Here is a 10,867-nt window from a genome sequence, read left to right as displayed (position 1 = left end):
TCCATGAGTAGGAAGTAATAGAGCCGTCCGGGTCAGATGACGCAGAGGCATTAAAGGAAACAGTAAGAGGAGCCTGTCCGGTTGTCGGGGCAGCGGTAAATGAGGCTATAGGAGGCTGATTATTGTTAACCAGCAGAGATACCGTAACAGTCTGAGGGCTGTTGGAAGCATTGGGGTCTGTTATAGTAATTATTCCGGTGTAGGTTCCTGCATTGAGGCTGGATCATTTGGCAGCTTTCCGGTATTTCCTCGGCCTCACAATTCACGGCAAGAAATAATATTGTGTATCAAGTCGGCCCGAAGGAAGGCGGCACAGCACAGGATGAGTGGGATAAACAAGTAGCTGACAGCTCTAATTTTACCCATAAAAATAATGTATATTATTTGCAAAAAGCAGTCCTTGGTTTTACTAAAGACAGCACAGAGTTACTTGGCGACCCTCTTTTTGTCAACCTGAGCGGTGACGACCTCCACATCAAAGCCGGCAGTCCGGCGATCAATGCGGGTATCAACCTGGGGTATACGGCAGATTATGATAACTATCCTATAAATGCCGCTCCGGATCTAGGCGCTTATGAGTATGTCGCAGCTGCAAACCTTTCAGAAATTGCCATCAATCGTTCTCGGGACGGCCTGTTTGAAAGCGCTATCTCAACTGTGACTATCCCAGTTAATTCCCAGCCTGCGGTTATCGCACTCAATCCTGCTGCGTTTTCCTTCACTGCCGTCAAAGACGGAGCTAACCCTTCAAATCAAACATTTAATATAAATAACACCGGTGAAAACACACTTAACTGGTCCGCATCCGCTACTGTTTCTTGGCTCGCCTGTTCGCCTGCTTCGGGTAGTTTGTCAAGCCAGGCAGTAAGTACCGTGACCGCATCGGTGAATACCACCAGCCTCTCTACTGGAACTTACACCGGAACAATTACGGTAACAGACCCCAATGCTTCCAACAACCCGCAATCTGTTACGGTCTCGTTGCTGGTTAAACAAAATCAGCCGCCCATAGCCTCCTTTACCGCTACCCCCGCATCCGGACAGGCTCCTCTTACTGTTGCTTTTAATGCCTCTGCGTCATCTGACCCGGACGGCTCTATTACTTCCTACTCATGGAACTTCGGCGATGGACAAACAGGCTCCGGTGCTACAGCCTCACATGTCTATATCACTTCAGGAACGTTTAATGCTGCACTCACAGTTACTGATAACCTCACTGCTACTAACGCTAAATCTATTGCTATTACTGTCTCTGCAAAACCAAAAATTGCGCTCAATCCTGCTTCACTTACCCTAACCGCTACCAAAGATGGAGCTAATCCCGCAGCAAATCAGACATTAGCTTTCAATGATGGGTCAGCCGATACAAATAATCAATTCTTCTCAATCTATAATATAGGCGGAGGCTCTGATTTCCAATGGACAGCTACTGCTTCTCCCTCCTGGCTCTTGTGCTCGCCCAGTTCCGGAGTATCATCTGCTACAATAGCTGTTTCTGCTGTGAGTTCCGAGATTCCTCCGGGCAGGTCAACTGCGACTATATCTATTTCTGTCTTAAATGCTATTAACAACCCTCAAGTTATACAGGTGTTGTTAGACATAAATTCGCCGCCTGTTTTTGTAAAGATCAGCTCACAAACTGTAGAGCTTAAAAATGAATTATCGTTTACCGTACAAGCCAATGATAACGATAAAAATGACTCTTTGTCCTATACCGCAACCAACCTGCCTCAAGGTGCTTCATTTGATCAATCAACAAAAGTATTCAGCTGGGTGCCGGAACCAAACCAGAAAGGCGGATACACGGTATATTTCATGGTCACTGATCCAAAAAAAGCTTCCGACACCATGCCTGTTTTTATAAAAGCAGAACCTGCCAGTTTAAGCAGGCAAAAAACCAACAGGAGTTTCGGTTCAGGGACTATTTACATATCCAGTTCTACTTTACCCGCAACTACCAAGATATTTGTGGAAGAGATCGACAGCCTGCCGTCCTTCGCTCTATCTTCTAATTATAAACCTGTAAGCAGTTTCTTTAGGATCTATGAAGAAGACCTTAGCGGAAATATTATTGAAGATCTGTCCATTCAACCTACCCTGGAACTTAAACAAAATGCCTCTTATTCTCCGTCTTTCAATATATCCAGTCAATATATTAAACGCTCTATTTACAGGGTCATTCCCAGGAACGATACGCTTGTCCTGTCTAGATCTTTCTCCGTTCAAAAAGACCTGTTTGAATTAACTAATACCGGCAATACCGCGTATATCTCTAAATCCGGTTATTATATCCTGCTTGAAGCCATAAACAATTCCTCAGATAAAGAAAAAGGGATAATACCTCCTATTATTACTCCAAACGGCGACGGAAATAATGACAAAGGGTATTTTTATTGGGATTACACGGCCAATACTGAGGTTGACGTAAAGATATTTGATTATTCAGGCAGGCTGATCAAAGATAACTTACCGGTCGACAATCTGGGAAAATACTGGGATGGCACCGACAACGACAATGAAAAGGTCCCTGCGGGCATATATATATATCAAATGAAACATAAGGGCTCAAACTTTAACGGTTCCTGTACGATCGCTAAATAATTTGTTTTATTCTTTTTGACTCACTCCAATTAGACAATCCTCTATAATGTTACTTTAATATTAAATCGCTACCAGAGATCGCGGACACAAGTTATGTTGTGGAGCTCATCGCCCACTATTTCATGTGTTGATTCTTTGGCAATAAGCACGCTTCTTATAAGTACCATCCTGCCGGCCGCCTGCGCTACAATCGCTACTTCAAAACCGCTCGGGAAATCACCGCTTGCAGTTGCATAAATAGGCACCGTTTTAGGTGGTTTTGTAAGGCTTGAGCTGTTAGGCGAATACCCGTAACTGTAGTTTGACCCCATGGCACCCGAGATAATTGATGTCAGATCGGTAGCCTGTTCTTTGACTATACTATGGCCTGCAGCAAGAGTAGCAGCTCCGCCGGCAAGCGTATAAAATGAAGCGGCAGGGTCGGTATTGGAAGAATCCCAGGCATATAAAACCTCTTGATTGATAAGAGCCGTTATCGTGTTTGATTTTTTTGTCGGATCGGTTATGCCTGCGATTTGATTGTAGTCGGCATATATTTTACTTTGCCATTCTGTCAGTTTCGGAGCGGGTTTTCCACCAACACTTTTTGCACCGGACGGAGACAGATAATAATAATAAAACCTATAGGTATCTATTCTAACAGTACTTGCCTGTGCCGATGAATTTAAGATATTTAAAAGAACGGCTGTGGAATCATTGCCTGCAAAAAAAAGACAGTTACCTACGCTTGCTGCGACAAAAGCCGCATTTCCAAGAACAAGCGACCCTGTTTCTTCGATAGTTGGCATTTGGCTTCCGGTAAGAAGTGCCGGGCATCCGGTAAGGCTGACTTTTGCCAGGTAGGCATTGCCGCTCGCATTATTCTGAAAAAGGCGCTTGCATGCGTTTAACCTCATATAAACGCGGTTGCTTGTTTGCTGGTTTGTTTTTCGCAGTTCGGTCGTCATTTCATACGTGGAAAATCCGGTTGTTATTTTCATCAAAAACACCGTCACAAGCGGCAGGACTACCCCGAAGATAGCAACAGCCATTATCATTTCGACGAGCGTTACACCCTTGCTTGAATTATCAGGCTTGATTTTTATAATTGATACGTTTTTCATAAAATATTATCCCATTCGAATTTCAAATTTTAGATTATCTTCTTATATAAATCCCTATTTTATCATAGCTGTGATGCAGGGGAAATTTGTTTGCCGCAAAGTCCTGCCTGTAGCATTCCACCATAAGTACATAAGAACCTCCTGCTTTAGCCGAAACATCCCAGGTATAAGTTGACAATGTGGTAAAATGCGCCGGATTTGTAGATAATTCCCCGAATTGGGCTATGGAATCATCCACGCAGTGATACCAGGTCTGTTCCCTGTCAGGAGAATATTTAAGAGAGTATATAACAGGCGTTTCAGTCACAAGATCCAGCCTGTCAACATAACCTGCCGGGTATTCTTCCGTGTAATTCTCCTGATTCCATCGAGTCCAATTATAGGTCCATTCCGTAATTATTGAAGACGGGTTGTCAAACTCATCGGCAGACGTAGGCCTTGTTATATCCACAAGAGGGACCTGAGGGATCCTGTCCTGCGTAGAAGCATATAAACCCGAATCAAGGAAGGTCCTTAATAATGAAGCCAAAACCAGCTTTCCTATCTGCGTGGTACCGAAATCGCCCTGGGTTGATACTCCAGAATAGACCATATAGCAGGTACTTATTCCTTGTGTTACCTTGACAGTTGCATTTCCGTAAAAAGGCCCGGTTATTGCATTTGCGCTTCTTGTCGTGGTATAAAATACGCGGTTAAGCCCTGAAATAGCCGGGATGGAAAGAGTTGTCCTAATCCCGGAGTACGGAGTTAAAGCCCGTTCCTGGGGCCAGCTGGTGCTTGACGTGAAACCAAAAGGCCTTGCTACAAACACCTGAGAAAGCATCGGCATATTAAAAACCGTACCCATGGCCGTGCCAAGAGCAGTTATATTGTCATCGTCCGCCCCGCCGTCAGCTTCGTGCCGGAAAGCATTTGCAGTCCCTCCGTTAAGAAACGAGGCACTCCCTGTAAATGATATACAGTTGCCTCTTTGATAACCGAAATCCGCGATAGCATTAAACGGCCTTCTGTAAAAACTATCTGCAGTATCGCATTTTAAGTTGCCGGAACTTGACCAGTTTGTGTACTGGTCATCAGGATATAACTCCCCGAGCCAGTATTTGGCATACCAGGTGTTATCTTTCTTTGAAACACAAAATCCTTCTTCCAGTGTAGCGCCTACATCCGCGGCTCTTACCATTTCGTTAACTGTCACGGCATCCGTCGCGGTTGCCGAACTCCAGGGGAGCCTGCGCATCGGAACACCGTTAGGCCAGGGGTCTTTGTCGTTACCTATTTCGCCGCCCTGTCCATAATAGAAAAAGCTTACACCGTTCATGGTCGACCAGATACTCTGGCTTGAAAGAAGCCCCTGGCGTATCAGCATAAAATATCTCGGCAGATCAATGGGTATGCTGGTCCTGCCCCAACCGCTGCTTGTATCCAACCATCCCGCTGTAGCATTGGTAAATCCGGTATAACTCGCATCAGTAATAGACTGGAAATACCAATTGAAACTTAAATTGGTTTTGATATCAAGATACGGGCAGTGGCGCGGGTCACCCATGAACTGGTAAAGCTCGGTAGTAGGCGGGGTTTGGCCTACCCATACATAAGTCCTTGATAAATTACACGGCGGGTCGTCTGTTCCAGAAGTAAAATAGGTGTCGCCGATACGCGTTTCAATTTTATGCTGTCCGTTTAAAAGAGCACCTGCTGCAAAAGTAATAGTTGCACGGGCAGAGTTTTTCGGGCTGTCGGCTGTGCTTGTCATATCCATTGAAAAATCAGCCCCTATCGGGCAAGGTATATATTCATATCCGTACAACTGCTTAGTTGCCCTCTGGCCCTGCCCTGCAGCGTTTGATCTGTGTATAAGAGGCAGGTCATAGAGCTTTATCAGAGTTCCGCCGCCTACAGGATATGATAAGTTGTAGTTCGTGCTCGGCTGAGTAAGTGCCTGCCAGGCAAACGCTCCGGAAAGGTTTCCGTTTAGCCTTTGCACTGTTATATCGCCGGAGTTGATAGTATCATCAGGCAGATATATACTGGCCATGGATATTGTTGAAGTTGACCGCCAGGTGCCGGTAGTGGCAGGAGTAGCAACTACATAAGAGTTAGAACAGCTTGACGGGATAACTTCTCTTGCCTGGGTCGCGCTTTGCCATTCTAATTTTGCACTTGCATTACTGGTATTTTCATAATATTCCATCCTTAAGGAATATTGCTGGCCTGCCACAAAAGCATATGGCATCAACACTGTTCTTTGTACCGCAGGGTCCTGGGTTACCCAGCTGTTTATAATTAAAACACCGTCTATATATAGGCGTACGCCGTCGTTTGTCGTAGTATAAAATGTATATACTTCCGAATACCTGGGCGTTATGGAGCTTGTCCATACTACAGAAAACGAATTACTGCCGGTTAAGCCTACACTACCCGGACGGCCGCTCCCCCAGTCAGAATTTATGTCAGAGAGCACGTTTGTGCCGGTATAACCTGTTAGATCGGCATTATCATAATACATCCCTTTAAAACCCGGAGAATACGTTGCAGGCGCAGAAACATTGTTAGGGTCTATCACATAAGGATAAATTCGAAGCTTTACTTCCGCTCCGCTTGCATACTGGATGTTCTCGGGATGTGTCACTACCCGTTTATTGGGATGGGTTACCGGGTCTTTTGCCGCATCTGAATAGTTCCGCATAGCAGGAATAGGCACAAGCTCACCATGCAGGTTTAATATGATAGCAGATGCAAGAGACATGGGGTCTGAATTCATTTTTTCAATGAGCATCCTCCAGCTCATCTCAGGGTTTGCAGTGCCCGCGGCCCTTGCCTGGGCAAGAAGCGCATTATAAGAGCTTTCTTCTTCAGGATAGCGGACAGCATGGTTGTACATATCGCATAAAGAATAGCTGTCTGCGTTCTGGCATACTCCGTCAATGTTGAATTTGGAGTTCATTACATTGGCTGCATAGTAGTCTCCGACCCCGGTGTTTCCCGGATAAATATAAACATAAGGCAGTGCGGTATCTGCTGAAGAAGTGGTGCTGTTAAGATAAGGTTTATACTGGGTATCCCTGCCGTAGGACATCTGGGTTATCCAGTGGGTTTTAAAGGAGATACCCGGGTTTCTTGTTTGCAGATCTTCTATGATGTTGGCAACCATAGGCCTGAGAAGCGAAAGCCTTGTCCACCATCCGGGAACATTTTCTATTGCCACTAAGTAAATATCGTAAACCTGTGTAGGGACATAGTTTCCTTTTATTGTTCTTAAGATACCTGATATTTCTGCAAGGGTGGTAGGCGTTCCTGAAACAGAGTATTTTTCAGGGTTATCTGAAACCTTGGTAAAATCTCCCCGGTTTTCAAAAACCCTGACAAAAACCCTTCTTGCAAACTGGTCGTCTGCAACCCTGCGCACTTCAATATGCCTTATATACCTCCAGCCATACCTCCCATTTTTGTTTCCGCTCAAAGGGGCAGAAGGGCTGGTTATGTCGCGGTTTGTCGTAAGTGTTGATTGGAAGTGTGTACCGTCATCGAAATCATCAAGTAGGCTTATATCAGTTCTTTCTGCGCCGTAGACAAGCGAACGCAGTTCTTCCATCATCTGCATGGCTTTCTGCGTTGCTAATGATTTTTCTTTTACCCTCGTAGACTGTCTTGCCATAAAATCATGCAGCTGCACGATTGAAAGCGAGGCAAGCGTTATTAAAACAACAGCTATTATTATCTCTATTAAGGAAAAACCTTTATTTGAACTGAGGAGTTCATTCAAATTAGATTGCTTCGTCGCGCCGCTTCTCGCAATGACTAAAGAAGTGTCATTGCGAGCCAGAGGCGAAGCAATCTCTCTGTTATCGAAATTCTTAAGTTTGAACATTTTATTACCTTATCCCGGTAAATACCCTGTACGAGGATTTAATTTCTCTGTAATTGCATATCTGCTGTGCAACGGAGTTAATGATGTTTGCATCAAATTGTATATCTGCCGTATCCTGCGGGCCTGCCCTTGAAAGGGTCAAACCGCCATAAGCAATAATACTTCCGCTTATGGAACAACCGTCACTTATTGACGCAGTGCCTTTCACATAGATCAAACCGCTGAACTTGCTCATAGACATGTTGCCGATCGTAAGATTCCCGTTCACAAAAAGGATCCCGCTGGCATCGAGGGGCCTTGCGGCGCTAAACGCTGCATTTCCGTCAATATAAATTAAAGACATTTCCGGTATGGGGTCAGGAAGATCATTTACCGTACTTACAACATGGTCGGCTATGGCTTTGAGTTCTGCCTCCGTAACACCGAAAACATAAGATACGGTTGGGTTTGTATAACCTGTAAAACGAGTATTATCTCCATAATTTGCCGGAGCAAGGTTTGTAACAGTCCCGAAAATCCCGTAAACCCTGCCTCTAGCGTTTATAGTAACATTGCTCCCGTTATTAACAAGTGCCCCGCAACCCTGAGTATTTAACTGTATACGCCTTATTTCCGTAGACGCCCGGGCCTTTGCAACTATCTGATTAGGCGGTTGATTGTATGGTACGGATGCATCCCTTCTTAAATAGATATACCCTTTGCTTGCCAGAAACCATACGATTCCCTGGCCCTGCAGGGATGTCGTTGAAGTTGACGATAAAATCCTGTCATTAGAAATATCATGCACGGCAAAGTCATCGTATGATACGGAAGCTGTTTGGCGTTTAACCTCATACCGTGCAAATTTAACTCCCTGATTATCCATGCTTATTCTTTCTTCCTTTACAAGCCCTATGCTTTCATCAATAGTGCCGTATTTGGCCGTAGCAGAGCTGACCCTGGGATCAAAAGCATAGTCTGCCGTAAGAGGAACTCCGGTTCTTACAGGTTGGTTGGACTGGCGCCTGAACCATAATATCGCATCTTCTATCCCTGCACGCGCAACATTCCCGGCCTCAGAAACAGTATACTCCTGGTATCTTGCTTCTTTAAATGATTTTTCAACAATCTGCAGTCCGACTGGTATCATGATGCCTATGATTACCATTATTATAATGGCAATTATCAAGGCTGAGCCTGAAGATGATGAAAGGAATTGATTTTTAATGATATTTTTCATTTTAGTTTATGGTTCTTCTCCGCTATAACTATAGCACAAAAACTAATGTATTTCAAGTTAAGCATAAAGAATTGTTATTGAAAAATAAATGTGTTTTTACGCACAGGTGGAACCGCTCTCCAGCCGTGTCCAATGATTTTTTCGGACTCCGTATAGAACAGCAGAGGCAGTATGCAGCGGTATAGACTAAATAGTTTTTTTTGTTTCCATTGAAAATTTCTTATCTGCGAACTCGTCATTCTTTTTAACCAACAACCAGTTCTTAGGTTGTCCTTTTAACATAAATAAAGAGAAAACTCCTTTTAGTTTTTTCCCTTTCATCCTAATAACCATCTTACTGTCTTTAAATGAACCTTCTCTTATTTCAAATTCGCCGTTATCCCAGATAACAACCTCTCCTGCCCCGTACTGTCCTTCGGGTATAACACCTTCAAAAGGAGCATAGTCAAGCGGATGGTCTTCCACAAGTATAGCTAAGCGTTTGTCTTTAGGGTTCATGGACGGGCCTTTGGGTATTGCCCAGGATTTTAAAACACCGTCCATTTCTAACCTGAAATCAAAATGAAGGTTCCTTGCATGGTGTTCGTGAACAACAAAAATAGGCACAGTGTTTTCCTTTACTGTAATTTTAGTATTAATTGTACATAATTATTGTTTTTCTAATCAAGGTTAAGCCGGTCTTGTTTTAGGTTTATAAATAATGTAGAATTTAACTCCATAACATGAAACAGAAAACAAAAAATTTTATCGAAAATTACTTCAATATGCAGGAGCTTAAAACCACGATAAGGACAGAGGTCATTGCGGGTGTCACTACTTTTATGACAATGGCATACATAATATTCGTTAACCCCGCCATGATAGCTCAAGCCGGAATGGATATCGGTGCTGCGATGTCCGCCACCTGCGTAGCATCGGCGATAGCGACTATATTCATGGGAGTCTATGCCAAGTACCCTATAGCCCTTGCGCCGGGTATGGGCATAAACGCTTTTTTTACTTATACGGTCTGCCTGAGCATGAAAATAAGCTGGGAAGTCGCGCTTGGCTGTGTATTCATTCAAGGCATTATCTTTATTATGCTGACTCTGACAAAAGCAAGGGAAGCTATCGCCTACTCCATACCGGGATCAATACGCTATGCAATAGCCTGCGGCATAGGCATATTTATCGCTTTTATAGGACTTATTGACTCCGGTTTGATAGTAGCTAACCCTGCCACTCTTGTTTCTCTGGGAGACGTGACTAACCCCGCAACATTAGTATCTATTTTTGGCTTGCTTATTACAAGCGTAATATTAATAAAAAAAATAAGCGGGGCGCTTCTTTGGGGGATGTTGGTTACCGCCGCTTTTGCCATACCCCTGGACATCGTAAAATTCCAGGGGCTTGTTTCCCTGCCGCCTTCTATGGCTCCGACTTTTATGAAAATGGATATAGCAGGAGCCCTTAATTTCGGGCTTATTTCAATAATATTTGTTTTTCTTTTTATGGACCTGTTCGATACTGTAGGGACACTTACAGGAGTAGGAGAACTGGGCGGCTTCATCAAAGACGGCAGGTTCCCAAGGATAGGCAAAGCGCTCTTTAGCGATGCTCTCGGCTCATGCGCCGGGGCGGTATGCGGCACGCCGACAGTTACAAGTTATATAGAAAGCTCAGCCGGCATATCTACAGGCGGCCGCTCCGGGTTTGCCAGTGTCGTTACCGGGTTATTGTTTTTCGTAGCGCTTTTTTTCTCTCCTTTTGTTAAAATGATAGGCGGGGGCTATGCTACCACGAACGGTATCACCCTCCATCCGGTTACTGCTCCTGCCTTGATAATAGTCGGGTGCATGATGCTTGTAACTATATCAAAAATTGACTGGACGGATTACAGCGAATCTATACCTGCTTTTTTAGTCATCATAATAATCCCCCTGTCTTTCAGCATAGCTACGGGTATAGCAGTAGGTTTTATAAGCTATGCCGTAATAAAACTGCTTTCAGGAAAAGGAAAAGAAGCAGGCTGGCTTGTATACTTGTTTGCTGCGCTCTTCATCTTAAGGTTCCTGTATTTGAAATCATTGTAAGGAG

7 protein-coding genes are annotated in these 10,867 nt (G+C 44.2%); 2 read left to right on the top strand and 5 right to left on the bottom strand.

From position 1 onward, the window contains the following. A partial coding sequence (locus tag LHV68_07770) for a PKD domain-containing protein (protein MCB4791770.1) occupies nucleotides 1-109 on the bottom strand: 109 nt, incomplete at its 3' end. A 173-nt stretch (nucleotides 110-282) separates the two neighbouring features. On the opposite strand from LHV68_07770, the gene LHV68_07765 reads away from it, so the two are divergent. Further along, nucleotides 283-2,601: a PKD domain-containing protein gene (locus LHV68_07765; GenBank protein MCB4791769.1), complete on the top strand. Its 2,319-nt coding sequence runs from the start codon at nucleotides 283-285 to the stop codon at nucleotides 2,599-2,601. A gap of 68 nt (nucleotides 2,602-2,669) precedes the next feature. Here the strand turns inward: LHV68_07765 and LHV68_07760 are convergent, their stop codons facing one another. From LHV68_07760 to LHV68_07745, 4 genes are all read right to left on the bottom strand, one after another. Continuing rightward, nucleotides 2,670-3,704, bottom strand: coding sequence for a prepilin-type N-terminal cleavage/methylation domain-containing protein (locus LHV68_07760; protein ID MCB4791768.1), 1,035 nt, complete (start codon nucleotides 3,702-3,704; stop codon nucleotides 2,670-2,672). Nucleotides 3,705-3,738: 34 nt separating this feature from the next. Continuing rightward, nucleotides 3,739-7,572 carry a prepilin-type N-terminal cleavage/methylation domain-containing protein gene (locus LHV68_07755; protein ID MCB4791767.1) on the bottom strand — a complete coding sequence of 1,278 codons (3,834 nt, stop codon included), beginning with the start codon at nucleotides 7,570-7,572 and terminating at the stop codon, nucleotides 3,739-3,741. A gap of 4 nt (nucleotides 7,573-7,576) precedes the next feature. Continuing rightward, nucleotides 7,577-8,791: a hypothetical protein gene (locus LHV68_07750; protein MCB4791766.1), complete on the bottom strand. Its 1,215-nt coding sequence runs from the start codon at nucleotides 8,789-8,791 to the stop codon at nucleotides 7,577-7,579. Nucleotides 8,792-8,977: 186 nt separating this feature from the next. Further along, nucleotides 8,978-9,397: a 3'-phosphoesterase gene (locus tag LHV68_07745; GenBank protein ID MCB4791765.1), complete on the bottom strand. Its 420-nt coding sequence runs from the start codon at nucleotides 9,395-9,397 to the stop codon at nucleotides 8,978-8,980. 116 nt (nucleotides 9,398-9,513) lie between these two features. Here LHV68_07745 and LHV68_07740 point away from each other — a divergent pair, with 116 nt between their 5' ends. Further along, on the top strand, nucleotides 9,514-10,863 hold the full coding sequence (locus tag LHV68_07740; GenBank protein MCB4791764.1) for an NCS2 family permease: 1,350 nt from the start codon (nucleotides 9,514-9,516) through the stop codon (nucleotides 10,861-10,863). Nucleotides 10,864-10,867 lie beyond the last annotated feature (4 nt).

This window comes from Candidatus Liberimonas magnetica, assembly GCA_020523885.1.
GTDB lineage: Bacteria > Elusimicrobiota > Endomicrobiia > Endomicrobiales > JAFGIL01 > Liberimonas > Liberimonas magnetica.
The sequence above is the reverse complement of the archived record's forward strand: the minus strand, read 5'-3'. Positions and strand labels throughout refer to the sequence as shown.